The organism is Terriglobus sp. RCC_193 (assembly GCF_041355105.1).
Taxonomy (GTDB): Bacteria; Acidobacteriota; Terriglobia; order Terriglobales; family Acidobacteriaceae; genus Terriglobus.
The window spans coordinates 1,751,548-1,778,106 of record NZ_JBFUPK010000001.1 but is presented as its reverse complement, the minus strand read 5'-3'; the positions used below and the strand labels follow the sequence as shown (position 1 = coordinate 1,778,106).

Annotated in this window: 15 protein-coding genes and 2 pseudogenes; 4 read left to right on the top strand and 13 right to left on the bottom strand. The window is 56.0% G+C overall.

Going from position 1 to position 26,559, the window contains the following annotated elements:
- Nucleotides 1-79: 79 nt before the first annotated feature.
- Both AB6729_RS07425 and AB6729_RS07420 read left to right on the top strand, forming a co-directional pair.
- Entirely contained in the window at nucleotides 80-1,876 is a 1,797-nt protein-coding gene (locus tag AB6729_RS07425) for a proline--tRNA ligase (RefSeq protein ID WP_371080941.1), read from the top strand.
- Between the two features lie 47 nt (nucleotides 1,877-1,923).
- Nucleotides 1,924-4,527, top strand: a complete 2,604-nt coding sequence (locus tag AB6729_RS07420; protein ID WP_371080940.1) for a transglycosylase domain-containing protein — start codon at nucleotides 1,924-1,926, stop codon at nucleotides 4,525-4,527.
- Nucleotides 4,528-4,559: 32 nt separating this feature from the next.
- Here AB6729_RS07420 and AB6729_RS07415 read toward each other — a convergent pair whose 3' ends face one another.
- The 10 genes and pseudogenes from AB6729_RS07415 to AB6729_RS07370 form a co-directional block, all read right to left on the bottom strand.
- Nucleotides 4,560-5,678, bottom strand: coding sequence for an acyltransferase family protein (locus AB6729_RS07415; protein WP_371080939.1), 1,119 nt, complete (start codon nucleotides 5,676-5,678; stop codon nucleotides 4,560-4,562).
- A gap of 73 nt (nucleotides 5,679-5,751) precedes the next feature.
- Complete coding sequence (locus tag AB6729_RS07410; RefSeq protein WP_371080938.1) at nucleotides 5,752-6,735, bottom strand: 3'-5' exoribonuclease YhaM family protein; 984 nt, start codon at nucleotides 6,733-6,735, stop codon at nucleotides 5,752-5,754.
- Nucleotides 6,736-6,819: 84 nt separating this feature from the next.
- Nucleotides 6,820-7,278 carry a hypothetical protein gene (locus AB6729_RS07405; RefSeq protein ID WP_371080937.1) on the bottom strand — a complete coding sequence of 153 codons (459 nt, stop codon included), beginning with the start codon at nucleotides 7,276-7,278 and terminating at the stop codon, nucleotides 6,820-6,822.
- 2 nt (nucleotides 7,279-7,280) lie between these two features.
- The gene (locus AB6729_RS07400; protein WP_371080936.1) at nucleotides 7,281-7,646 is read right to left on the bottom strand and encodes a response regulator; all 366 of its coding nucleotides are present in this window, start codon (nucleotides 7,644-7,646) and stop codon (nucleotides 7,281-7,283) included.
- A 57-nt stretch (nucleotides 7,647-7,703) separates the two neighbouring features.
- Nucleotides 7,704-8,549 carry a protein-glutamate O-methyltransferase CheR gene (locus AB6729_RS07395; protein ID WP_371080935.1) on the bottom strand — a complete coding sequence of 282 codons (846 nt, stop codon included), beginning with the start codon at nucleotides 8,547-8,549 and terminating at the stop codon, nucleotides 7,704-7,706.
- A pseudogene (cheB, locus tag AB6729_RS07390) lies at nucleotides 8,549-9,642 on the bottom strand (chemotaxis-specific protein-glutamate methyltransferase CheB). Before cheB ends, AB6729_RS07395 begins: the two are co-directional and overlap by 1 nt.
- 76 nt (nucleotides 9,643-9,718) lie before the next feature.
- Nucleotides 9,719-10,960, bottom strand: coding sequence for a PAS domain-containing methyl-accepting chemotaxis protein (locus AB6729_RS07385; RefSeq protein ID WP_371081203.1), 1,242 nt, complete (start codon nucleotides 10,958-10,960; stop codon nucleotides 9,719-9,721).
- 140 nt (nucleotides 10,961-11,100) lie between these two features.
- Nucleotides 11,101-11,532: pseudogene (locus AB6729_RS07380) on the bottom strand (PAS domain-containing protein); the annotation flags it as partial.
- Between the two features lie 16 nt (nucleotides 11,533-11,548).
- Nucleotides 11,549-12,022, bottom strand: coding sequence for a chemotaxis protein CheW (locus AB6729_RS07375; protein ID WP_371080934.1), 474 nt, complete (start codon nucleotides 12,020-12,022; stop codon nucleotides 11,549-11,551).
- Complete coding sequence (locus AB6729_RS07370) at nucleotides 12,022-14,217, bottom strand: chemotaxis protein CheW (RefSeq protein WP_371080933.1); 2,196 nt, start codon at nucleotides 14,215-14,217, stop codon at nucleotides 12,022-12,024. The genes AB6729_RS07375 and AB6729_RS07370 overlap by 1 nt, the downstream gene beginning before the upstream one ends.
- Nucleotides 14,218-14,625: 408 nt before the next feature.
- Here AB6729_RS07370 and AB6729_RS07365 point away from each other — a divergent pair, with 408 nt between their 5' ends.
- Nucleotides 14,626-18,213 carry a carboxypeptidase regulatory-like domain-containing protein gene (locus tag AB6729_RS07365; protein WP_371080932.1) on the top strand — a complete coding sequence of 1,196 codons (3,588 nt, stop codon included), beginning with the start codon at nucleotides 14,626-14,628 and terminating at the stop codon, nucleotides 18,211-18,213.
- 131 nt (nucleotides 18,214-18,344) lie between these two features.
- Entirely contained in the window at nucleotides 18,345-20,348 is a 2,004-nt protein-coding gene (locus tag AB6729_RS07360; protein ID WP_371080931.1) for a glycoside hydrolase family 97 protein, read from the top strand.
- Here the strand turns inward: AB6729_RS07360 and AB6729_RS07355 are convergent.
- From AB6729_RS07355 to AB6729_RS07345, 3 genes are all read right to left on the bottom strand, one after another.
- Nucleotides 20,283-22,748 (bottom strand): glycoside hydrolase N-terminal domain-containing protein, encoded by a 2,466-nt coding sequence (locus AB6729_RS07355; RefSeq protein WP_371080930.1) that lies wholly within the window; start codon nucleotides 22,746-22,748, stop codon nucleotides 20,283-20,285. The genes AB6729_RS07360 and AB6729_RS07355 overlap by 66 nt on opposite strands.
- Nucleotides 22,745-24,973 carry an alpha-galactosidase gene (locus AB6729_RS07350; protein ID WP_371080929.1) on the bottom strand — a complete coding sequence of 743 codons (2,229 nt, stop codon included), beginning with the start codon at nucleotides 24,971-24,973 and terminating at the stop codon, nucleotides 22,745-22,747. Before AB6729_RS07350 ends, AB6729_RS07355 begins: the two co-directional genes overlap by 4 nt.
- A 590-nt stretch (nucleotides 24,974-25,563) precedes the next feature.
- Entirely contained in the window at nucleotides 25,564-26,514 is a 951-nt protein-coding gene (locus AB6729_RS07345; protein WP_371080928.1) for an aldose epimerase, read from the bottom strand.
- Between the last annotated feature and the right edge of the window lie 45 nt (nucleotides 26,515-26,559).

The window sequence follows — 26,559 nt, the reverse complement described above, 5'->3', positions numbered from 1 at the left end:
AATCGGGCAGGGTGAGCCGGTAGAATGGAAGGACACTTTGCCGCGCTCTTTTTGCGGCGCAGAAAGCACACAAAACGCAATGCAACGCTGGTCCAGACTGTTTATTCCCACACTCCGCGAAGCTCCCGCGGACGCCGAGGTGGCAAGCCACCAGATTCTGCTTCGTGCAGGTTACGTTCGCCAGCTTGGCGCTGGCATCTACAGCTACCTGCCGCTGGCTACGCGCTCCATCAACAAGATCAACGCCATTGTGCGCGAAGAAATGGACAAGATTGCGCAGGAGTTCTTCCTGCCGGCGCTGAACCCGCGTGAAATCTGGGAAGAGAGCGGTCGCTGGACGGGCATGGGCGACAATATGTTCCGCCTGAAAGATCGCAAGGGTGCGGATCTGTGCCTAGGCATGACGCACGAGGAGATTATGACCTCCATCGCGCGCAACGAGATCCGCAGCTACAAGCAGTTGCCGCAGATCTGGTATCAGATTCAGACGAAGTTCCGCGACGAGCCGCGCCCGAAATCGGGCCTTCTGCGCGTGCGTCAGTTCACCATGAAGGACGCGTATTCGTTCGACATTGATCAGGCTGGGCTGGATCACAGCTATGACCTGCACGACGCAGCGTATCGCCGCATCTTTACGCGCTGCGGTCTGGAGTTCGTCGGAGTTGAGGCGGATTCGGGCGCGATGGGAGGATCGCAGTCGCAGGAGTTCATGGTCTACACCGAGGCCGGTGAAGACTGGATTGCTTCGGCTCGTAACAAAGCTGGCGAAGTTGTTTACGCCGCGAACATTGAAAAGGCAACGTCGAAGCTGGAAGCTGTTGCCGATCTGGAAGCTACGGCAGGCGCGCCCGAGCTGGTGCATACGCCGGGCCAGCGCACCATCGATGAAGTGGGCGCGTTCCTGAAGGTGGAGAAGATTCACCAGATCAAGACCATGGCCTATATGGCCACATGGCCTGCGGACGCCAGGGGCAACGTGAAGACGCGTTCGCTTGTGGTCTTCCTGCGTGGCGATCATCAGTTGAACGAGGCCAAGCTGGGCGCATTGGTGGCTGGCGCCGAGTTGCGTCCCATGGTTCCTGAGGAGATTGAGGCTACCTTTAACGCTCCTGCGGGCTACCTTGGACCGATCGGCGTGGTTGCGGCAAAGGCAGGCGACGACAAGGGCATCATGGTGGTGCTGGACGTCGCCCTGGAAGGCCGTGCGAATCTGATCGCGGGTGCGAACAAGGAGGAATACCACCTCCGCAACGTGACGCCGGGGCGAGACTTCACTGCAACGGTCATCGCCGACGTGCGCAACATCAACGAGGGTGAAGCTGATCCGGTTGCAGGCATTGCGCTGCGTCTGGGCAAGGCTGTGGAGATTGGCCACATCTTCAAGCTGGGTTACAGGTACAGCGAGAGCATGGGCGCGCGCGTTCTGGATCGCAACGGCAAGGAAACCACACCCATCATGGGCTCATATGGCATTGGCATTGAGCGCATTCTGACCGCTGCGATTGAGCAGTCTGCCGCGAAGCTGGGTAAGAATGACAAGGGCGAATGGAGCTACGTTCTGCCTGCGTCGATTGCGCCGTTTGAAGTGGTGGTGACGGTGACGAAGCAGACGGATGCGGCGCTGGCAGAGGCGGGCGAGAAGATTGCTTCTGATCTGGAAGCTGCGGGATTTGATGTTCTGCTGGATGATCGTGACGGTTCCGCGGGTGTGAAGTTCAAGGATGCGGACCTGATCGGTGTGCCGTATCGCGTGACCATCGGCAAGCGTCTTGCAGAGGGTTTTGTGGAGCTGGTGGACCGCCTTCAGGGACGGACCGAAGATGTCGCGGTTGCCGATGTCGTTACTGCGTTGAAGGCAGCGCGCAAGCAAGCCTAAGCGGGACGAAATACGTCCAAAAGCAAGGAAGTAGCAGGGGAGGACGATTGGCGGTCAAGCTTAAGCTCGGTGGCAAGCGCTACGATCACGAGGGCATTCCTGTGCATCATGGCACGAATCATCCTTTGTGGAAGCGCGCCGTAATGGCGCTTCTGATCGTGGCGCTGGCGTGCCTTCTGCTTGGCGCCATGATTTTCGGCTATTACTACAACCACTATCAGAAGGTTGTGGACGACCGGCTGAACAATGGGCCGCTCTTCTCTTCCACGGCGCAGATTTATGCTGCGCCGCGTGAGATTCGACCGGGCCAGGGTATGACCGCGACATCCATTGCGCAGGACCTGCATCGCGCCGGTTATAACTCGAATACACAACTGGGCACCTTCAAGGTTTTCGGCGACAGCATCTCCATCAAGCCGGGGCCAGCTTCGTTCCACAACACGGACGGCGCCACCATCAACACCAGCGGCGGCACGGTGCAGAGCATTACCGCTGAGAATGGTGTGGCGCTGCGTGCGTATGAATTGGAGCCGCAACTCATCACCGGCCTGAGCGAAGATAAGAACCGCATCAAGCGCAGGCTGGTGACGTACAACCAGATTCCGAAACAGCTGGTGCAGGCTGTTACTGCGATTGAAGACCGCAAGTTTTTCGAGCACAACGGCCTGAACTTTGGACGTCTCATAAAATGCGGTGTGCAGGATGCTCTGAGTCAGCATTTTTCCTGTGGTGGTTCCACACTGACACAGCAGTTGGCGCGTGGCTTCTTCCTGTCGCCTGAGAAACACCTGAAGCGCAAGCTGATCGAAATCATGATCACGTTGCAGTTGGAGTCGCGCTTTAACAAGCAGCAGATTTTTGAGATGTATGCGAACCAGATCAACCTGGGCCAGCGCGGATCGTTTGCGGTCAACGGATTTGGTGAGGCTTCGCAGGCATACTTCGGCAAGGACCTGCGGCAGTTGGATGTGGCTGAATGCGCGCTGCTGGCTGGCATTATTCAGCGGCCCAATTACTTCAATCCGTTCCGTCATCCGGAACGCGCGCTGGAACGCCGCAACATTGTGTTGCGTTCGATGATTGAAACAGGAGCGCTAACCCCTTCACAGGAAGAGCGCGCCGAAGCAGAACCGATTCGTCTTGCGACACAGAATGTGGATGCCAGCGAAGCGCCATACTTTGTCGATCTGGTGCATGACCAGTTGCAGCAGCGTCTTGGCGATCAGACGAACAGTGGAACACTTCGCATCTACACATCGCTCGATCCTGAGTTGCAGAAGGCCGCAGCGGAAGCCGTGGCGGAGATGATGCCACGCATTGACGAGATGATCCGCAAGCGCCACAAAGGCGATGCACCGATCAAGTATCCGCAGGTGTCTCTTGTTGCACTGGATCCGCACACAGGCCAGGTGTTGGCGTTGGTGGGCGGACGCAACTATGGTCTCTCGCAGCTGAACCATGCGCAGTCAAGCCGACCGACCGGATCCATCTTCAAGCCGCTGGTCTATGCAACAGCGTTTTCGCAGAGCGTAAGTGGGCAGCCGCTGGGTGATAGTGGAACCTTTACGGCACTTACGCCGCTGAATGATGATCCGCAGGATTTTGGCATGGGCGGGCGCTCCTATACACCCGGCAACTTTGAGCGCGGCGAATATCCCGGCATGGTGACCGCTGCGACTGCGTTGGAGCACTCGCTAAACATTGCAACGATCTCCCTGGCGCAGCGCGCGGGCTATGAGAATGTTGCTGCGATGGCGCGCTCCGCCGGTATCGCTTCTGCGCGACCTACGCCTTCGGTGGCGATCGGAACGTATAGTGCCACGCCGATGGATATGGCGGGTGTTTATACAGTGTTTGCCAATGGTGGCGTGCATCTGAATCCGTGGCTGCTGGCCAGCGTGCGTAATGACAAGGGCGATATTGTGGCCGACTTCACACCGGAAGCGCGGCAGGTGCTGGATCCGAAGGCTGCCTACCTTACGCAATCACTCATGGAAGGTGTGATGACACGCGGCACTGCAGCAGGCGTTCGCGGATTGGGCTTTACGGCACCGGCTGCTGGAAAGACAGGTACATCGCACGATGTGTGGTTCGCTGGTTATTCATCAAACCTGCTTTGCATCGTGTGGATTGGCAATGATGACTACACCGATATCTCAGACAACCTGACCAAGAAGGTGCAGGGTGCGGATACGGCTGCGCCCATCTGGGCGGAGTTTATGAAGCGCGCGATCAAGCTGCCGCAGTACAGCGATATGAAACCCTTCGCTGCACCGCCCGCGGGCGTAACCAATTACCCCATTGATCTCAGCACGAATCAGATTGCGGACGGAACCTGCTCCGGAAAGACTGCGACGATGGCCTTTCTCGACGGTACGCAGCCGCACAACTCCTGCAGTCACATGGGCGATGGTTCGGGTCTGATGGACAGCCTCTTTGGCACAAACAGCGATACCGCGGGAACCAGTGTGAATGGCGGTGGCATCAACAACGGATCGCAACCCGCGAATGGATCGCAGCCTGCGGTGGGGCCGGACGGACAGCCACAGCACCGCAACTTCTTCCAGAAGATGTTCGGTCTCGGCAAACACAACGACGACAACACGCCGCAGCAACCTGCGACGCAGCCTTCGCCAGCAAATCCTCACTGAGGTGTGATGTGACCGGCAAGGGCTAGAGCGACTTATATGGAAGGTTCAGCGTGTTTCCATGTATCCGCGATGCGTCGTACTTGTTGTCGCCACCAGTATTTCCTGTGCTCGCTGATGTAAGAGAGCGCCCAGCATCCGATCAGCGTTGCGGACAGCGCGCCCGCCTGTGCTGTCACGGAGCTGCGATTGTAGTGCGTCAGTACATAGACGGCGACGAGCAGAGGAAAGTGAAACAGGTAGAGAGAAAATGTAAGGTCCGCACACCAGCGGATAGCCTTCTCTGCCGGAGTAAGTATGCGAGCAAGCAGTGGTTCCAGTGCGGCAGCTGCATAAATAGCCAGTGCTGTCATGATGCCCCAGTAATAAAACAGGTAAGCCATTTGAGCCCGGTCCTTGCCATGCATGACCGCGTCAACCCAATATCCATGCGGCTGCTGTTCCCACAAGAAGACCCAGTGCCAGCAGACTATCGAAATCGCTAGTAGAACCAGGCATGCTATGCCTGCATTTTGGTCCCGTTTCGTGGAACGCATTCGGTTAACCAGGTAAAAGAGGCCCACGCCAAGCAGCCATACTGGCAGCAGACGGATAATTCCATCTCCCATCAACAGGCACCAGGCAACGATCAGTCCAATGCGTTTCCACCCGCGGCTGAACAGGGCAATTCCAAACACGGCATAGTAGGCCGCTTCATAACCAAGGGACCACACCGGGCTGTTCATCGCCGGAAATGCCTCGTGATTGTGGATGCTGTTCAGAAATAAAAGTGACAGCAAACTTTGCGCTGCGAATCGCAGCAGCGGGTGGGGTGCTAAAAAACCAAGACTTGCCCCGGCCCCAGTCCACGTAGCCATATAGCCAGGATCAAGACGCACACCTATCAGCAACACCAGCCCGCTCAGTACAATCGCCGGCACCAGAACCGAGTAGAGGCGTGAGATACGAGCAATGGCATAATCACGCGGACGGCGTTCTTTGGTCTTCACCACAAAGGCGATGACAAATCCAGACAGAACAAAAAAGACTGAGACTGCGCATAGCGCATAGACCGTAAGGTCAGGCCATCCCTGGCTGAAGTAATACTGCGTGAAGTGTCCCAGCACGACGATAAGTGCCGCGGAGAACCGCAGGACATCCAGGAAGATTGACAAGCCTCGCTGCAACGGTCTGTTCCTCGAATCTTCGGAATCGATCTATCCTACCAACGATATTGCAGGAGACAGATTAAGTCCGTTCCAGGTATGCCTTTGAGTTAAGCAGAGGGCGTTCCATGGAGCGCGAGAAGTCGGTGACTTCGTCGGGCTGCTTGCCGCTTTCCACCGCTCTGGAAAATTCGGCGCGCATGTTTTGCATTTTCGCTTCCAGATCGTCGATGGCACTGAAGACAAGAGCTTCTGGTGTCATGGGAAGCTTCGGCGAACCGAACTCAAACTTGCCATGATGCGACAGGATCATGTGCTCCACCAGAATGCGCAGACGGTCCGGGAAGCCAGGAATGGCAGCGATCTTTTCCTGCAACATGCGGATGGCGATGGTGATGTGACCCAGCAGCTGGCCTTCTGTGGTGTATGAAAAGCTGGACTTCCATGCCAGTTCACGGACCTTGCCAAAGTCATGCAGGATGGCGCCCGTCATCAGCAGATCCGGGTCGACTTCATCGGCATATTGCGGCGCTACACGTGCGCAGAGGCGCAGCAGAAAGACCACGTGTTCCAGCAGACCACCGATCCAGGCATGATGCAGCACCTTTGCGGCAGGTGCGGAGCGGAAGGCCGGGCCAAGTTCAGGGTCATCCAGAAAGCTGCGCACCAGTTGCTGCAGCCACGGATTGCGGAAGGCCTCCACATAGCCATTTAACTCTGTCCACAACGCATCTACGTCGTATTGCGTGGCGGGCTGAAAGTCGGTGATGTCGATCTCTTCTTCGGTGGCCAGACGCATTTTTTGAAGGTTGATCTGGAACCGGCTGTTGTAGCGTTCGATGCGGCCCTGGGCCTTCACATAGCAGCCTGCGGTGCAGGTGGCGAGCGCTTCTGCGAACTCCTCCCACATGCGCGCGTCGAAGCTGCCGGTTCGATCGCTCAGCGTTAGCGCAAGATATTGGCCGCCACCTTTCTTATCGCGCGCAGACATCTGCGACAGCAGGAAGTAAGAGGTCACCACGGCATTTTCATGCGATGCCGCGTCGGCAATATAGAAGTCCTTCATGCATTCAGAATACTTGTGCCTGGCAATAACGCCAGCATCTCTGCCGAGGAAACCGGCTAGTCGAGGGAAAGCTGCGAATGCGCTCTAGCCGAAGGCGTACAGGGCGATGCTGCCGCCGGGATAGCCGCTGATCGTTGCGCTGTAATAGACGCGTGTGTGCGAACGGCCGAAAGCTTCGCGCGAGGCAGCGTCCACCTGTGGTTTTTCGGTCATCATGCTCTTCAGCACGGCACGGCCCTCCGTCGTGAGCGCCGAGGAGGTGACGTTGAGGATCTCATGCATCGCATCGCGCAGCATCTCGTCAATGCCACTCGACACCTGCTGTTTGACGAGCGCTTCCGGTAGCCCGGCGAGCGCACCTCCGAGAGAGCCCAGCAGAAGGGTGTCGATCTTCATCACGATGGTCGACCCTTCCGGCTGCACGGCGTACGTACCAACGCTGGATGCCTTGGTGTCGCCTTCGAAATCGGCCTCGACGACCTGGACCTTACGTCCGACGAGATCCGAAAGCAGGTGTGAAAGAGCAAAGGCAGAAACATCCATGGTCAGGCTCCTACGAATGGGCTAAGCGAGGCCTGGACATCGTCTGACGTGAAGGGTTTGGTGATGAGGAAGTTCGCGCCGGCAGCCGTGGCCGTGTCGAGGATCTCTTTGGAGCCTTCTGAGGTGATGAATCCGAAGGGGATATTGATGCCGGAGGCGCGTACATTCTGGAGGAACTGGATGCCGGTCATCTCCGGCATGTTCCAGTCGGAAAGGATGAGGCTGGGCTTGCTGGAGGAAAGCGCCTCCAGCGCGCGCGCTCCATTTTCGGCTTCGATGAAGGTGAGGCCACTGAACCCTGCCTGGCGGATGGCGCGCTGCACGAGCATGCGCATGGTCTTGCTGTCGTCGACGACGAGGACTTCCATGAGGAAGATCTCCTTGGTATCTGATTGTTTTATCGGCAAGTGGTGATGTGCCTTGAGTTACTTGCTGACATAGGCGATCGCATCATCCATGTGCACCCGTTGAAAGCCTTCGACGGATCCTATGGTCTCTGCAGCGCCGAGCAGCAGGAAGCTGCCGCGGGACATCACGCTGCGCATTTCGCGCAGGATATCTTCCTTGGTTTTTGTGTCGAAGTAGATGAGCACATTGCGGCAGAAGATGATGTCGAATGGCCCGCGTCCTCGAAAATTAGCACGGAGGTCGAGCGGCTCAAAGCGGACCATTTGTCGGATGATGTCGCGCAGTTGATATTCGGGGAGTCCGTTGGCATCGTGATGAAGCTGGAAGTAGCGTGCGAGATAGTCGGCGGGAAGGCCGCGGCTTACTTCGAATTTCCCATAGGTCGCAAGCCGAGCACGTTCCAGAACCTTTTCGCTGAGGTCTGTGCCGAGGATGGAGACTTCGCCAGGCGCGACGCCACATTCGATCAGGATCATGGCCAGCGAATAGGCTTCCTGCCCGGAGGAGGCAGCGGCCGACCAGATATTGATTTTGTGTCCGCGGGGTCGGGTGACAAGAAGCTGCGGCACGATTGTCTTACGCAGAATCTCAAACGGTGTTGTGTCGCGAAAGAAGAGCGTCTCATGCGTTGTCATGGCTTCGACCACTTTGCGCGAGAGACCGGGTGTGCCTTGGCGTAGATGCATGCAGAGATCGTCGATAGAACGCATGCCTTCACGCTCGATGACGGGTGCGAGGCGCGATTCCAACAGGTAACTCTTGTGCGCATCGAGCACGATACCTGAGGAGATATGGATCCAGCGCTGCAGAAAGGCATAGCTGTCGGGCGAGATGGAGGATGGCATGGTACTGGCCTGTGGCATTAGCGGTTTCTCACCTGTTGTGCGATAGCGGCAGCGATGTTGTCGAGCGGGAGGACTTCGCTGGTGATGCCGGCGTTGGCGACAGCGCCAGGCATACCCCATACGACGGAGGTGGCTTCATCCTGGGCAATGAGGTGCGCGCCCAGGCGTGTTAGTTCGGTGGCGCCGCGCAGACCGTCCTGTCCCATGCCGGTAAGGATGGTAGCGATGACATTGCCTCCGTAGAGTTCGGCAACGGAGCGAAAAGAACGTCTACTGCGGGGCGGCAGGAACATTCCTGCGGTCCCTGATCGAGCTTGATGCGCGTGCTACCGTCGGCTGTACGCGCCACGCGCATGTGGAAGTCGCCGGGAGCGAGGATGGCTTTGCCCGGTTCCAGCATCATGCCATCAACGCCTTCGACGATGTTGAATCCCGTGGTGGCACGGATGCGATCTGCAAGCAGCCTGGTGAAAACGGGCGGCATGTGTTGCACGATGACGATAGGCAACGCGAAGTTGGGAGGAAGCGTTTCGATGACGCGAGCGAGTGCAGTTGGCCCACCTGTTGAGACGCCGATGGCAAGAATGTCGCGGCGTTGGCTGGCTGTGTTTCGGACGAGTTCCGGGCGAGGGGGTTTCGGTACTGGAGGGGAAGAACGCATTGGTGTGCGCCGAAAGAGCTGCTTGATGTTGGCACTCAGTTCTTCTTGCAGTCGATCCACGGAGTCATCGAGTGATGTGTCTCCGAACGGCTTGAGCAGGAAGCCGGTGGCACCGCGAAATAGGGCGTCCATGGTGACTGCGGCACTGCCTTCGCTGGAGCTGGAGAGGATAAGCACATGCAATCGAGGAAAACGCTCGCGGAGAATGGGAAGAAGTTCGAGGCCGGTCATGCCGGCCATGTGTATGTCGAGCGTGATGACATCCGGTTGCAGATGGGGAAGGCGCTCCAGTGCGGATTCTGCGCTGGATGCCGTACCAACAACCTCGAACTCCTCATCCAGGGCCAGAGCCTTTGCGACCAGGCGGCGCACCACTACGGAGTCATCGATTACGAGGACGCGGATTTTATTACGTGCGTATGAAGTGGTTGCATGCGCGTGTGCAGACACTGAACATTTCCTTTCCGGGAAGCAACAGCTGGGTGCGTGTCCTTGTCGAATGAAGACAGGGACACGCACCCAGCGATTACACGGTGAAGCGGGAGACGAGTCCCTGAAGCTCGCTGGCCATGCCGTGGAGCTGGCGCGCGGCACCTTGTGTTCCCGAAGCGCCGGTGGTTGTGGATTGTGCCGCTGCTGCCACGCCAGCGATGTTGACGGCAATCTCACTCACGCCGCGTGAGGCGTCCGATACGTTGCGGCCAATCTCATTGGTGGTTGCAGTCTGCTCTTCAACAGCCGAGGCGATCGTGTTGGAGACATCGTTGATCTGATTGATGATCTGTGTGATCTCTTCAATCGCCTGCACCGCGCTTGAAGTATCTCCCTGGATCGCCTCGATCTTCTGGCCGATTTCTTCGGTTGCCTTCGCAGTTTCTTTTGCCAGCTCTTTCACTTCGTTGGCCACAACGGCAAAGCCCTTGCCAGCTTCACCGGCACGCGCTGCTTCAATCGTTGCGTTGAGAGCCAGCAGGTTGGTCTGCTGGGCGATGGACGTGATGACCTTTACGACTTTGCCGATTTCAAGCGAAGATTGCCCAAGTTTGGCGATGGTCTGGTTGGTTGCGTTGGCAGCCGTTACGGCGTTGTGTGCAACGCGGGCGCTTTCATTGGCGGACTTCGAGATTTCGCGGATGGAGGCCTGCATCTCTTCGGAGCCTGCGGCAACTACCGTGACATTGCGCGATACTTCATCTGAAGCCGTGGAGACGACCGAAGCCTGTGTTGCAGTTTCTTCCGCATTGGAGGCCATCTGTTCACTGATAACGGAGAGCTCCTGCGACGATGAACTGAGCGAATCCGCAGCACGGGTGATGGCAGTGATGCGCTGGCGAAGGTCACCGAAGAAGTCGCGCAACGCAATGCCCATCTGGCTGATCGTGTCGTCACCTTCAACATCGATGGTGCGTGTCAGGTCGCCATCGCGGGCAGAGCGAACGACTTCGAGAATGCCTTCGACCTTCTGCCGAAGTTCGACGGCGCGCTGGCGCTCTGTCTCCTGGTGAGCTTCATGCGCGAGTCGCGCCTGTACGGTTGCCGTAATCTCAGTAGCGAACTTGATGACTTTGACGGGCTTCCCATTGGCATCGAAGATGGGGTTGTACGAGCCATAGATCCAGACTTCGCGGTTGCCCTTGCCGAAGCGCTTGTATTCGCCGCTCTGATATTCACCGCGAGCCAGCGCCGCCCAGAACTCACGATAGGCAGGCAACTGCACTTCGTCCTTATCCATGAACGTGCGGTGATGCTTGCCTTTGAGCTCGGCCAGCGTGTACCCATTGCTCCCAGGAAGTTGTCGTTAGCGGTCACGATCGTGCCGTCCAGTTCGAACTCGATGACGGCCTGTGTGCGGCTGACCGCTTCCACCTGGGATCGATAGCTTGTGTTCCGGAGTGCTGCTTCGGTCACATCGAGTGCGACCTTGATGACTTTGAATGGATTTCCATTGGTGTCGAAAATGGGCATGTAGCAGCCCTGCATCCAGAACTCCTGCCCATGTTTGCCGAAACGGCGAAAGACAGAGGTTTGTGTTTCGCCACGATTCAAGCCGGCCCACAGACTCGTGTACTCGGCGCTCTTGACCTCGCTGGGATCGACAAACATGCTGTGATGCTTGCCAACAATTTCATCAAGACGATAGCCGGTCCACAGCAGGAAGTTCGCGTTGGCATGTGTGATGGTGCCGTCCATCTCGAACTCCACAACAGCCTGCGAGCGGCCGATGGCATCAAAAGCGGCTTGCAGCTCGCCGTTCTTTGTGGAGGGCTCTTTGACGGTACGCGTTGTAACGACCACAGGCGTCCGGCCGTTGAGATTGGGAATGCGGGTTGTAGAAGCCATGATCGTTTCTCCGTGATTAATTGGTCTCGTGACAGGCGGTTTCGAGAATCTTGTCGATGTTGAGCAACAGCATCAGCCGATCAGCCAGTTTGTAGATGCCAGCGATCTTGTCGCGCTGCCGGGGTGGAACGTTGTCGGGAATGGGCGCGTAGCTAGCCAGCGGTACTTCAAGGACATCGCCGATCGCATCCACCAGAAGACTGATGGCGCCGTCTTCGGCGCTGATGATGATGTTCATCTGCGGTTCGGCAGAGCTTGCTGCGGGCAGGCCCAGCGTTGAGCGCGTGTCGATGGCCGTTACAATTTGGCCGCGCAGATTGATAAGGCCACGAATGGCTGGGGGAGCCAGCGGAATAGGAGTCATTTCCTGCCGGCGAATCACCTCCTGTACCCGAATGGCCTCAATGCCAAAGAAGAGATCGCCTACGTGAAATGTTGCGTACTGCAGGGAGTCGCCGCGAGTAACGCGGCATTCTTGCATCAGTTTCATCAGGCGATCCTCTTCAGCGTGGTGTCGTCGTTTTCATTGGCCGCATCCATACAAAGTGGCTGGTTTGCCTGCGCGAGGAGGCCTTCCGCATCGAGTAGATCGGTGACGGTGGTGCCAAGAATCACGGAGCCGCGAAGACCTTTACGGATCGTGGATGTGCGGAAGGTGATCGCTTCTTCCACGATGTCGACGATCTGGTCGACGAGGATGCCAAGGCGTTTCTCGCCCTGTCCGAGCACAATCACTTGCGTGGTGACGGATGGAGGACGCTCGACGCGGAATGCCGTGGGGTCAAGCAGGGAACTGAGCTCGACCAGCGTAAGGATCTGTCCGCGATAGTGCAGCACGGGATGACCAGCAGCGTGCTCGATGCTGCGCGCTTCGATTTGCTCCAGGCGCGAGACCATCGTGAGCGGAACGGCAACACGGCTGAAGGTGCCAGCGCGGAAGATGAGGAAGCTTTCCCGTGTCTCCGCGGATGTCTGGCTGGTTGTGTCGAGCTTGCGTACTTCGCGTGCTTGCGAAGCCATGCCAGCAAGGTGCGCGAGACCAGGGATATCGAGGATCAGCGCAACGTGACCGTCACCCATGATGGTGGCGCCTAAATAGGAACTGAGGCCTTTCAGACGTTTGCCCAACGGCTTTACCACGATCTCCTGCGTGTCAAAAATGCCATCGACGATCAGCCCGAAGGGACGACCTTCCGCCTGCAACACGACAATGTTGATCACCGGATCGCGAGGGAAGGTGCGATCCTCCATGCCAAGTACGCGATTGAGATACGTGAGTGGCAGAAGGTGTCCGCGACGGCGGTATACAGGCGTTCCATTGACGTACTCAATGGCAGCGCATTCGCCTTCACGGGTTTCGTTCAGATCAAGCCGCACGAGTTCCAGAAGATTCGCCTGCGGGATGATGAAACGGTGCTGGATGTCCTGTGCGCTTGCCCGGATAACAAGGCCGGGAATGATGGCGAGCGTAAGAGGGATGGTGATTTTTACGCGCGATCCCGGAGAGCCGGGACGATTGCCGATGTCGACAATGCCGCCAATCTTCTGGATATTGGTCTTGACGACGTCCATGCCGACACCGCGTCCGGAGATGTTGGTGATCTGTTCAGCAGTAGAGAAGCCGGGAGCAAAGACAAGGTTGATGGCTTCGCGTTCGCTCATGGGGGCGGCTTGTTCCGCCGTGAGCAGACCCTTGGCGATAGCGCGGGACTTGATCTTTTCGGGATCGAGGCCTTTGCCATCGTCTGAGATTTCGATGTTGACGTGACCGCCCTCATGGTAGGCACGAAGTGTTACTAGCCCTTCTTCAGGTTTGCCGGAGGTGGCGCGTTGCGTGGGCTGTTCGATGCCGTGGTCGCAGGCGTTGCGCACGATGTGTGTGAGTGGGTCCTTGATGGCCTCGATGATGGTTTTGTCGAGTTCGGTTTCGGCACCTTCCATCTCGATGCGGATGCGCTTGGAGCACTCTGCTGAGAGGTCGCGTACCAGGCGGGGCAGCTTGTTCCAGATGACGCCGATGGGCTGCATGCGAGTCTTTAGTACGCCCTCTTGCAACTCGCTGGTGATCGCATTCAGGCGCTGCACGGTACGCAGCAGGGTCACGTCGTGACGCGTGGCGCTTTGCAGAAGTTGGTTGCGCGCCAATACAAGCTCGCCAACAAGATTCATCAACTTGTCGAGCAGGCCGACATCGACGCGAATGGTGGAATCCTGCACGACCGCTGTCTTGCCAGGCAAGGGTTCGCTTGCAGCCTGTGGCGGTACAGGCTCGGCAGTCTCCTGCCGGGCGGGTGGAAGCATCTTGTTTTCGAGTGCCGCGATGAGACGGGTACGCAGCGCTTCGTGCGCCTCGGCACCTTCTTCGCCCGTGGTTTCGATCAGAGCAATGATTTTCTTGATGGCGTCGACGGATTCCAGCAGCAGCGCCGCAAGCTCCGGCGTCAGGATGCGTTGGCCAGCGCGCATCTGGTCGATGAGGTTTTCAGCCACATGGGTCAGGCCTCCCAGGGTTGTGAACCCAAAGAAACCGCATGTTCCTTTAATGGTGTGGAAAGTGCGAAAGACGCTGTCGATCAATTTCGTTTCGGTGGGGTTCTGCTCGAGAAGCACGATCTCCTGATCCAGATTGACCAGGTTTTCGTTGCATTCGATAAGAAATTCGCGGACTTCATCATCCAGTTGCACAGGCTCTCCGGGTGCGGTTCTTGCGCCGTACAAACGGGCTTATCGGCATCGGTCTGCGGGGCATGAGAGCTTTTGCGACAAGGCAGGGATAATTGCCTTCACTGAGCGGGAGGAGTTAGGCGACGGAACGTCCGCATCTATCGCCCAAGGGAATCGTCCAGCGTGGTGCCGGGTGCGAGCACGCACACCTGTGAGTTGTATGCTGCAGGGCCGTGCGGGACATGGATGCCCGGAGAGATTTTAAGAAATAGCTACAAAATCGTGTTCGTACACGTTAGCGGAATAGTCTATTTCCTAGGAATTTAAAGATAGATGGATTTTTATTGACATAAAAGTTCGTTAACGTATACGGTTTGCCACTGTGAATGGTTGTCCAGACGCGGCAGGCGTTCACTTTGAGAGGCCACCATGCAGACACTGACAACTCAGAGGTGCGGTGCGGCGCATAGCAAGTATTGGGGATTGCTGCTTGCGTTCATTGTTCTTCTCTTTCCTGCGGGAAGGCTCCTGGCGCAGGTAGACCAGGGAGCCGTTACGGGAATCGTGTTCGACTCTTCGGGGAAAGTCATCCCGGGGGCGACGGTTACTCTGACCGCAGTTGATACCGGACTTGCACTTACGCAAACAACCAATTCGTCAGGGCTTTACACGTTCCAGCCGGTGAAGATCGGCAGCTATACGGTCAGCGCGACTGCTGCCGGATTTGCGACGACCACGCAACAAAACATCAAGGTAGACATCCAGGCTCGTGTGGGAGTCAACCTGTCGCTGAAGGTGGGCGGAGCGTCGGAAACGGTGACCGTCTCGACGGCTCCTCCTCTTCTTGAGACGCAAACCGGTGCCGTCGGCCAGGTTGTGGAAGCGAAGACGATCAATGAAACTCCGCTCAACGGCCGCAACTGGGTGTTCATTGCACAGCTAACCAATGGCGTTACTCCTTCCCTTGGCAACACACGCGGATCGGGTAAGGGAGATTTCATTGCCAACGGTCAGCGCGCTACGCAGAACAACTTCATCCTTGACGGTGTTGATAACAACACGAACCTGGTGGACTTTCTGAATGGCTCCACGTTCGTGCAGCGTCCACCACCGGATGCGCTGGCGGAGTTCAACATCCAGACGAGCAATTACTCCGCAGAGTTTGGTCACTCTGCCGGCGCTGTGATGAATGCCAGCATCAAGTCCGGAACGAACCAGATTCACGGCAATTTCTGGGAATACTTTCGTAGCGACAAGATGAATGCGAAGGACTGGAATGCCCTTACCGTTCCACGCTTTCATCAGAACCAGTTCGGTGCAACCATCGGGTTCCCGCTGATCAAAAACAAGCTGTTCTACTTCGGTGACGTTGAGGCAAACCGTATTACCAACGCACAGGTGAACCGCCTGAACGTGCCATCTGCGTTGGAGCGGCAGGGTAACTTTACGGAGTTGCTGAATCCAACCGTCAGCGGCTTCAACCAGCCAATCCACCTGAAGCAGCCGAATACCAATGGGACAGTGGCTTTGGGTGCTCCGTGCGGAAACGCAGAAAATGTAATGTGCACCGCAGATATCGATCAGAACGCGCTGCGCATTTTGAATATGTATCCGACTCCGAATAACGGAACGGGGCTACAGCAGAACTACGTTCAGAATGTGCCGCGCCTGGACAGTACCACGCAGTTCGATCAGCGTGTGGACTGGAACGCTAGTCCCAAGGACCTGGTGTACGGGCGCTTCAGCTATGTCCATCAGATCGTGAAGAGCGCACTTCCTCTTGGACCTGTTCTTGACGGTAGCGGCTATGGTGGATACATCCAGAGTAACCTTGCTGAGAACGGTATGGGCTCTTACACACATACCTTTACGCCATCGTTGATTAACGAATTCCGCTTTGGCTATAACTGGGGTGTCTTTAACTTCGACACACCGAATGGTTTCAATGGAACCATTGCCAGCTCGCTCGGGTTTGGAAATGTTCCGTGCGTTCCTGGATTCTGCGGTCTCCCGCTGGTGCAGATCGGGGGTGCTGTCGGCCTGTCGCAATTCGGTTCCACGGGCACATCGCGCGAGTCGCAGAATGTGTATCAGATTCTGGATAACCTGACGTACATCAAAGGAAAGCACTCCATGAAGTTTGGTGTGGCGTTCCAGAATGTTCGTTTCTATTACACCTATGCGGACAGTCCGCGTGGAAACTTCACTTTCAACGGCCACTACACGAAAATTCCAGGAACTTCGCTGAGTTCCGGCGTCGCGGATTTCCTCTCAGGACGTGTAGCAAGTGCTTACATCACGAATGCCCCAGGCATTCATGATCAGCAGTGGTACAACTCAGGCTATGCGCAGGACGACTGGCGCCTTACACCAAACCTAACGCTTAACATTGGCTTGCGCTGGGACTTTTACCAGCCACTGGCAGAGTCGCGTGACCGTCAGGCGAATTTCATTCCCACGGCAGTTGGAGCGGGAACTGGAGCTGGTGTATTCCAGTTGCCAACGTCGCAGCAGAGCGTGGCGCTTGCGCCGGAATTCATCAACACGCTGGCTGCAAACAATGTCCAGATTCAGTATGTAGGAAACAACCGCCTGGTCACTTCGCAGAAGACGAACTTCGCTCCTCGTTTTGGATTCTCATACAAAGCAAATGAGAGAACTGTCCTTCGCGGCGGTGTCGGTATCTTCTACGGTGGCCTGGAGAGCAACGGCAACGGAAACCTGGGAGCGAACTATCCATATAGCCTTTCCCAGAGCTTCCCTGAGCAAAGCTGTACTGTAGGAAACTGCTCGACACCATTCCCCTACACATTGGAATCAGGACTGCCGACACTGACACCTGTTACTGCTGCAACAGGGTTTCCGGGGTTCCATTCGACATCTGCAAACCTGCAGACGCCATATACCCAGAACTACAGCCTGTCAGTGCAGTATGCACTGTCCAATAACCTGGTCAGCTCGATTGCTTATGTTGGCAACGAATCGCGGCATCTTACAACCTACTTTGCGCAAAATTCGAACGTTGCGCTTTATCAGGCGGGATTGAATACTCAACCGTATCAGCCCTTCCCGACGTTAGGTGGTATTGGCGCGACGGTGTACACGGGCTACAGCAGTTACAACTCGCTGCAGGCCAAACTGGAAAAGCGCTTTTCCAATGGGTTGAACTTCCTGGCTACCTATACCTGGGGCCATGCGATGGACAACACCAGTTCTTCGGGCGGTTTATCCACTGCTGTTGGCACCCGTACGTATTACCTGCTTGGTGGGCCTAAGTTCGAATACACCAACTCGTCGTACGACGTGCGCAATCGCGTCACACTGAATGGTTACTATGAGCTGCCATTTGGACGTGGACGGAAGTACATGAAGGGCAATCGCGCAATGGATCTTGTGCTGGGAGGATGGGAGATCAGCGACACCTTTACTGCACAGGGAGGAACACCCTTCGGTATGGGAACAACCACATCGAATGTCGCTGGTGCTGGTTCTCGTCCGGTACTCGTGACCGATCCCTTCCGCACAGGAGATACAGGGATTCCGGGAACACTGGGGAGCAGCACTACACCTTGTCCCACACAGGTGAAGACCAAGGCGCACTGGTATAACCCGTGTTCGCTGGCGGAGCCGATGGGAATGGTGAACGCGGGCAACCTGATCTGCGCTCCGGGATCGCCTGTTGGTACGGTGCAGAACGGCGTGGCCTGTCGTTATGCATCGGGTGTGACTGATCCGAACCTGGTGGCACAGTTCCTTGGCGGTAAGCAGAACATCGTTTATGGCCCTGGCTACTGGCGCAACGACGTATCGCTGTTCAAGAACTTCACCATCTGGCGGGAGCAGAGTCTCCAGTTGCGCGCCGATATCTTCAACGTATTCAACCACCCGACCTGGGGTAATCCAGGCGTCCAGAATGATGATCCGGTATCAGGCGGACGTATCGACGGGCCGAAGAACTTCGGCGCAAACACACCGGATGCTCGCTTTATTCAGCTTGCGGCGAAGTATTACTTCTAAGCAGGAGTACCTCCAACTTGGGACAAGACGTATCGGGTCTGCGTCCTGCCGTTCTTTATGGTGGGATGCAGTCCGTTTCTGTAACTGCACTTACTTCACATATGCGATAACTGCACGTGAGAGGACATGTAATGAGGAAACACTGGATTCTGATTGGATTGATTGCCTTGAGTGCATTGCAGCAAACACGTGCCCAGGACAAGCGTTTGCAGTCACCCGATGGGCGATTGGTTATGACGTTTTCTGTGAACACATCGAAGCCACTCGCAACGCAGGGAAGCGGACAATTGCAGTATGCAGTTACGTTTAAGGGAAAGCCGATCATTGATGCTTCCGCAATGGGACTTGCATTGGATGATCAGCTTCCATTGGGAGAGAACGTAACGATCGCGGATACAAAATCGTCGAGCGCGATCGATGACTATCCGCTGATGTTTTCGAAGGTAAGCCATGTTCACGATGCCTATAACGCGCTTTCGCTGACGGTACGAGAACATGATGGGAACGGGCGCAGTCTGGTTGTGGAAGCGCGGGCATATAACAGTGGTATCGCTTTTCGTTATGTGTTGCCTGCTCCGCCACGTGGCAATACCGAACTTCGTTTGCGGAATGAAGAGACGGAGTTTCGCTTCAGCCAGGACGATACAGCATGGGTGCTGGCGCTGCCGAATTATCGTTCCAGTTATGAGAGCGAATATGTGCGCTATAACCTTTCTGCATTGAGTAATCAGGGTGGCGTTGCCAGCCATTTCCTTATCGGCATGCCTACATTGCTGCACCAACCGGGCGATGCATGGATTTCCTTAATGGAAGCTGACCTGGAAGGGAATAGCTCGGCCTACGTCACGAATCCAACCGGCAGCTGGGCAGGACATATGCTTCGCGTAAAACTGTCGCCGCGGTGGGATGATCCATCCTTTGCGGTTACCGGAACGCTACCGCATCATTCAGCGTGGCGCGTGCTGGGCATTGCCGATACGCCGGGAGAACTGCTGGAGAGCAATCTGCAAACAGACCTGAATCCACCCAGCCGGGTGAAGGATACAAGCTGGATCCAACCGGGAAAGGCTTCGTGGAACTGGTGGGTTGATAACGTGAACGCAAAGGGCGAATCTGGCAATGCGCAATTCACTACAGAGACGATGAAGTATTACGTGGACTTTGCGGCTAAGTCAGGCTTCCCCTATTTCTTCCTCGACGCTGGCTGGTCCGGTGGCGACATCACAAAGATGAATGGGAAAGTCGACATTCCGGAACTGGTGAAGTATGCCGCCACGAAGCATGTAAAGGTATGGATCTGGCTTTATTCCGCTGCAGTAATGGAACAGATGAAGGAAGCCTTTCCGCTGTATGAGAAGTGGGGCGTGGCGGGTATGAAAATTGACTTTGTAAACCGTGACGATCAAGAAGGCATTCAGTTCTTTTACGATGTGGCACGCGAAGCTGCTGCTCATCATCTGATGGTGGATTTTCATGGATGCCATACGCCGTGGGGCATCATGCGCACTTATCCCAATGTGATGAGCTATGAGGCTGTGCTGGGGCTTGAGAACAACAAGGTGGGCCGTCGCGACAGCCCAGTGGATCGATCTGTCTTCGCATGGACACGCGCTCTTGCAGGCCCGATGGACTACACCGCGGGCGCATTCGACAGTCAGACAGAAGATAGCTTCGTTGCCCGTAATGCCTCGCCACAGGTGATGGGGACCCGAGCGCAACAGCTTGCTCTGTATGTTGTGTATGAAAACCCAGTCCCGATGGTGTCCGACAGCCCGCAGAACTATGAGGGAGAAGCCGCTGCCGCTTTCCAGTTTCTGAAGGATGTTCCCACGGCATGGGATGAAACACATGTCGTGGGGGGAGACGTTAGTGAGTACTCCATCGTTGCGCGTCGTCACGGCAATGAGTGGTACCTGGGCAGCATGACGAACTGGACACCCCGAGAACTGAAGGTACCGCTGAAGTTTTTAGGCACCGGCAACTATATCGCTGAGGTGTATGAGGATGGGACGGACGCGGCAACGCAACCGAAGCAAGTCAACATTCGCAAGGTTTCCGTCACGTCTGCTTCAATACTCAACCTGAACCTTGCGCCTGGTGGCGGAGCCGCAATCCGTTTCCTTCCTGCAAAGTAAGAGGGCGGCTTTAGCCGTGCTCTTCTCTTTATCGAACATTGCTGGGCGGATCCGCAGTGTGGAGCCAGCGGTCATACGGAACGTTTTCACTGATTCACGATAGCGAATGGGAATCGCTCCAGAAAAGCGGCTACGAATGCTTGCGCTGACAAGCACACTGTTACGCCATGCAATGTCGACGATATAACCTCCTCGTCCGCAGAGACCGCGTACTTCGCCGCTGGGCCATGCTGCTGGCAGTGCAGGTAGCAATTCAATCTCACCTCGTTGCGATTGAAGCAGCATCTCTGCAATCGCTGCTGTTCCGGCAGTATTACCATCGATCGCAAAGATGTTCTGCTCGGCTCCGGCGACGCCTCCTTGAGAAAATGTGAGCAAATTATCGGCGGTGGCGTGGGAGAGCAAATCGTTAAGATAGTGAACCGATTCGTCACCCTTCAACAGGCGCGCATAGAAGGCCATGAAATTGGCGCGGCCCCATTCCGTCTGCTCCCAATCCGGTGCTGCGACACGGCGCTGAATTGTTACCTCCGCGGCATGCGCTAACGAGGGGGTTGCTCGTACATCCACTTGCGACTCCGGGTAGAGAGACGTCAGATGCGATGTGTGGCGATGATTCGGATAGGCGTCCTCAAAGTCGTGCAGCCATTCCTGTAATTGTCCGTGGCTTCCTATCTGGAGTGGAGGCAACTTAGCTTTTGCCACCTTGACTCGTTCGACGAGTGACATGTCGGAATTGAGAACCTTGCAAGCCTGCTCGCAGATATCGAAGAGCGCAAAGGTCATCACACGATCCATTGTGGGCATCATGCTCTCGCTGGCGTTACCGCCATGCGGATCTTTGAACGCATTTTCTGGTGATTCAGATGGTCCTGTCACCAGCCATCCATGCGCAGGTTCTGTAGTCATGTATGCCAGGAAGAATTCGGCTGCATCACGAAGGATAGGAAAAGCTGTCTGTCGTAGGAATACTGTGTCGTTGGTGAAACGGTAGTGCTCCCACAGTTGTAGCGAAAGCCAGACACCTGCAACTGGAACGTTACCCCATCCCACATCCCCCGGCGCGGTGTAGCCCCACGGGTTGGTGACAGTGTGTGCAATCCAGCCGGGAGCGTCGTACATCTCCCTGGCCGGCTTTTGACCTGCAATTCGCAGGAACTCAAGAAAGCGAAACAGCGGCATCTGGCATTCGGATAAGTTGCAGACTTCCGCGGCCCAGTAATTCTGCTGTGTATTGATGTCCAAATGGAAGTCATCAGTCCATCCCATGGCTGCAGCAAGCCCGTCATTCCAAATGCCCTGCAGTGCCAGTGGAAGCTGCGAGTCAGCACGTGATCCGGCGATTGTAAGATAGCGCCCAAACTGAAAAAAGAGCGTATGCAATGCGGGATCGCTGGCACCTTTCTTCACTGCGTTCCTGCGCAAGTCAGTCGGACTGTCTGCGTTTGTATCGTCACCGAGATGGAAGGACATCCTTCGGAAGAGCGGCGCGTAATCTGCGATGTGTGCTTCTTTCAGCTTGTCGTATGACACATCGCGCGCGGCTGCCAACGTTTGTTGACAGACAGCATTCGGATCGTTGCCGTGGAAGGATGTCGCGATTGCGATGAGGACTGTGGCAGTGTGTACTTCCTTTATCTCAATACCATTGGGGTTTGGCTCGACATGCCCACCTTGCGGGATGACTTCAACATGAATTTCGAAATTGACACCAGACTTGCCATCGCTGTGCTTCGTTTCCACGGCACGGCTGCGCAACACCATTCGATTGTCTTCGGTGTGTACCGTGGTGGGAAGTTGTGATGCGGCAAAGTGAATGTGGAACGATGCAGGATGCGCAATGCGATAAACGATAAGTCGATGTGCATGTGATGCGAAAGCTTCGCGAGCGTATTGCTGTCCTGTGGATTGGAAGGATACTCCTGCCACTGCATCGTCCAGAGTGAGAGCGCGGCGGTATTCCGTAATGGGATGAGATGGCGTTTCGAAGTCGATGAGTAAATCGGGCAGGGGCAGGTTCGTTCCGAAATTCGTAGCGTTGCCTGCGATGTATTTGCGGCTAAGTTGCGTCGCTTCAATGTATTTGCCATCAAACAGTAGCTGACGAATCTCAGCAACATGCGCCTTTGCTTCTGGATTAACAGAGTGTTCGTTCGGCGCACCGGACCAGGCGGTGGAGTCCGATAGCGCAAGTCGCTCTGTTGTTACGCCACCGAAAATCATGACGCCTTGATTGCCATTGCCTAGTGGAAGTGCCTCCAGCCAATTCTTCGCTTCCTGGCGATACCAGAGCGTAGTCGTCGGGTTTGCGGTAGAAGATACCGATGCATGGAGAGGCCTTCCGGCTGTTACGGCTGCTACTGCAGCTGCCCCTGCGAGGAATTCACGACGGGTACTCAATGGCTTGCTCCTTGCAATACAAATGCGGTGGCTTGAAAGTCGCCCCGCAGATCGACATCGATTCCGCGATGCATCCAATATGATCCGGTTGCTGATGTGGGCGTGTCACTATTGGCTTTGCCCTCGATTGCGCGGAGGGTATAAACGCGGTCTGGATCGAGGCCACGGAGGAAGATGCGCGGATAGGAATACAGTTCCGTGCTCGAATGCAGAAACGCAAAGAGGACCGCCTGCTGTCTATCGCGCGAAACGGATTCTGTTACGGACGCTTCGCTGCCATCGGTTGGAGATATAAGACGATACAGGTCACCTCGCTGCACAGTTTCGCGGAGGTTCTTATACTCTGCAATCATCTTGCGCGATGTCTCGAGTTCTTCCGAAGTAAACTTCGTCAGGTTCGCTCCAACGCCAAGTGAACCCTGCATCGAAGATAGGAAGCGATAGGGAAGCGACAGTGTGCGCTGGTTTACCCATGTGGGTGAATCCGTAACCCAGGCCATCATGATGCCCGGAGCATAGGCCTGCGTAAACCCGTACTGAATCCGCAGGCGGTCGAAGGCGTCCGTGTTATCGGAGGGCCAAACTTCGTCGGTCAAGTGGATTACTCCAAGATCAACGCGACTACCACCACCGGAGCAGGATTCAATCTCGATATTAGGATGCTTCTTCCGCAATTCCTCGAGGATGCTGTAGAAGTTGCGGATGAAGTCCACATAGACATTCTTCTGTTCGTCTGGAGCGACTGCGGGCCAGCCGGGCTCGGACCAATTGCGGTTGTAGTCCCACTTAAAGAAGGCAATGTCATTCTCTGTAAGTAGCTTGTCGAGGGACGAGTAGACGTACTGCCGCACGTCTTCGCGCGCAAGATTCAACACAAGCTGATTGCGGCCTTCCGTACGTGGACGTCCGGCAAAGTTCAACACCCAGTCTGGGTGTTTGCGATACAAATCGCTGTCCGGATTCACCATCTCCGGTTCAACCCATAGGCCAAAGTCCATGTGCAGAGAATGAACCTTGTCGATCAATGGCTTCAGTCCGTTTGGAAATTTCTGCGGGTTCACTGTCCAATCGCCCAGCCCGGCGTGATCGTTGTTACGCATGCCGAACCAGCCATCATCCATGACAAAGCGTTCTGCTCCAATGGCGGCAGCCTTCTCCGCCAATGCTTCCTGCCCGGCTTCGTTCACCTTGAACTCGGTTGCCTCCCACGAGTTGTACAACACCGGCCTCGGCCTCTCGTGTGGAGCACGGGGGACCAATGTGTCCATCTCAAGGTGGTGCATCCTGCGTGACGCGTCGCCCAAGCCATGTGAGGTATGGCCTGCATAAAACCAGGGTGTTTCCAGCATTCCGCCTGCCTTCAGGTGATAGCCGAAGTCGAAGGGGTTGTAACCGCCGGTGATGCGCACCTGTTGCACGGCATCCTGTTCAATGGCGATCTGCCATGAACCGCTCCATGCCAATCCACCGAACCATACGTCGCCGTTCTCTTCCGTCGTATCGTTTTTGCGGATGGAAAACCACGGGTTGTTCTGCGATCCTGTGGTTCCACGGCGACTCTCCAGAATCGTCTTCCCCGGCTTCACAGTTTGATCGTTCACTGTCCATTCGCCAGCCCAGCGACCGGAAAGGTATCGCAGGATGTAGTTTGTTCCGCGTGGCAGGTTCCACGTGGCGGAGCTTGCTGATTCAGCGACGAAGGGTTTGGCAGTCTCATTTTTAATAAGAGCGCGGCGGCCTACGATACCCGTTGCTTCATCGACCTTGTACTGCAGCGTGACGGCAACCGGGAGAGAGATGTCTTTCATCTGCACGGACAACACGCCATCGCGCGTACTGTAGCCGATATACCGCAGGTCAAGATCGCGATTCCCGTCCGGGAAGGTGACCTTCAAATTCGGTTCCACGTAGAGTCCACCACCCCAGGCGTCAAATTCCAGAGGCGTGGTGTTCCGTGTTGAATCGAAGGACGCCACGCCGGGTGCGGCTTTCGGAGGCTGCGGATGATCCTTCTCCGAAAGGCGTTCTCCCCAGTAGATCGTCTGCAGTCGCTTATCTTCGTTCACGCCGAATTCATACGTGGTATCAGCCGCGTCAATACGGAAGATATGACTCACATCGTCTACATGAATGGCTTCTGTCGAGTGCTGCGCCAATGCAGTTGCTGCGGAAAGAATGGCAAGGCAGGCCGAATAGCGAAACGAGGCGGTGAGTCTACAGTGCATGAATGCTCCTGGACGATAGCCCTTCATGTTGCGCGAGAGACTTTCGGTAACGTACACAATAATACGGTCGCATAACAGTTGACAATCGTTTCGACTAAAGGCAGCCTGGTCGTTCCGTGAAGACATGCATGTTTCGGGAAATTCACCAATTCTAAGGATAAATAAAAGGGAAGATGGTTGCGGATTTCAGATCACTTGGACTTGTGAGCAACGATGTACCATCCTTTGCTGGCATGTCGTGTTCGTACACGATATGCGGAAACCGCTTCTGATCGCAGAGTTTATGCGAACCGAAAGAATTGATTCCAGACCTATCTAATCCTGGGGACGCCGTATCACATGCAGGATATCGTGGTGCGCACCCTTGGCCAAGGGCAATGCCTTTGCGGGCAACCTACCCTCCTCGTATCACGACAAGGTCGATTTCTCGAAGCCCGGCGCGCAGGAGCACATCGATTCGGTTGTCGCTCTGTTCTCGTCTGCGGCGTCGATTTCATCAAGCTGGATGCAGTTACTCCGGGCTCGTACTCACGGAGACGCACTAATCTTCACTCTGAAGAAGCAAGAGAAGTCACCCGAAGGGAGGCTTCTTAGTCCGTGGCCAGGAGTGCAGAGGGAGCTTGGCGCACACGAAAGGCGATAGCAAAACGGAATACTTTTCCTGGCTGGAGGGACATCGCTGCTTGTGCCTGCTGCGCGGTATTCAGGCTGTTGTGAGGCGACGTGGTGGGTTCCAGGGCGACAGCGTATTGGAGCTGCTCTGTTGCATCATCCGGCCATCCACCATAGCAAAGCCAGATTCCAAGATAGGGAAGCCTGGCTGGATCGAAGAGAACTTCAAGTATTTGCCCCGTGGAGTAGCGAAGGATACCGCATACTCCTCTGTTTACGCGTTCCGTGTAGAACATATCGGCGTGTCCGACGTCTGCGCGGCCAGCCTGGTCCAGCTTGATTCCCGATGCCGTAACGGGCCATGAAATCACATCGCCGCGCTTTCCTAATCTATTGCCGCGCGAATAATCAAGCCGCAACGAACGGATGTCGCTTGGCAGCATGATGAGATCCCCTTCGTCCACAGCAAACAGTGGATGGCACGCGTAGAGAAACGATTGCGAAGTGGTGCGGATGTTCGTCACAGAATATTCCACGCGGAGCGTATCGCCGGTGACTAGCAGATGCTTTGTGAAACGCAGCGTGCGGCTGAAGCCGTCTGCGGAAAGAATGGCACTGCAGTCGTCCATGTGTTCCACATGCCATGGCAACTGCCAGAAATCGCCATGATCGGGTGCGGGCCCTCCCTCGGTAGAAGCATCGCAACGGGCTACGGTGGGGAGGCACTCCTCAATGCCCGCGCACGGGCCATTGCGAAAATCCGCATTCAGGTTGGGAGTTGGTATCGTTTCGTTTCGTGGCGATTGCATGAGAAATTCCAGCCCGGAGTCGAGGCTGCGTAACGACGCAATGCGGCCACCTTCGCGAGGCCGCACTTCGATTACGAGTTGATCCGATTGCAGGATGCAGCGATGGACCTGAGATGGCATGGAGAGCTTTCACCTACGCATGGCTTGCAGAATGCTAGACACAAC

Excerpts from the sequence above, each read along its gene's own strand:
- AB6729_RS07425 (WP_371080941.1), top strand. The coding sequence starts at position 80 with ATGCAACGCTGGTCCAGACTGTTTATTCCCACACTCCGCGAAGCTCCC.
- AB6729_RS07410 (WP_371080938.1), bottom strand. The coding sequence starts at position 6,735 with ATGAAGGACTTCTATATTGCCGACGCGGCATCGCATGAAAATGCCGTG.
- AB6729_RS07405 (WP_371080937.1), bottom strand. The coding sequence starts at position 7,278 with ATGGATGTTTCTGCCTTTGCTCTTTCACACCTGCTTTCGGATCTCGTC.
- AB6729_RS07400 (WP_371080936.1), bottom strand. The coding sequence starts at position 7,646 with ATGGAAGTCCTCGTCGTCGACGACAGCAAGACCATGCGCATGCTCGTG.
- AB6729_RS07395 (WP_371080935.1), bottom strand. The coding sequence starts at position 8,549 with ATGCCACAGGCCAGTACCATGCCATCCTCCATCTCGCCCGACAGCTAT.
- AB6729_RS07375 (WP_371080934.1), bottom strand. The coding sequence starts at position 12,022 with ATGAAACTGATGCAAGAATGCCGCGTTACTCGCGGCGACTCCCTGCAG.
- AB6729_RS07365 (WP_371080932.1), top strand. The coding sequence starts at position 14,626 with ATGCAGACACTGACAACTCAGAGGTGCGGTGCGGCGCATAGCAAGTAT.
- AB6729_RS07360 (WP_371080931.1), top strand. The coding sequence starts at position 18,345 with ATGAGGAAACACTGGATTCTGATTGGATTGATTGCCTTGAGTGCATTG.
- AB6729_RS07350 (WP_371080929.1), bottom strand. The coding sequence starts at position 24,973 with ATGCACTGTAGACTCACCGCCTCGTTTCGCTATTCGGCCTGCCTTGCC.
- AB6729_RS07345 (WP_371080928.1), bottom strand. The coding sequence starts at position 26,514 with ATGCCATCTCAGGTCCATCGCTGCATCCTGCAATCGGATCAACTCGTA.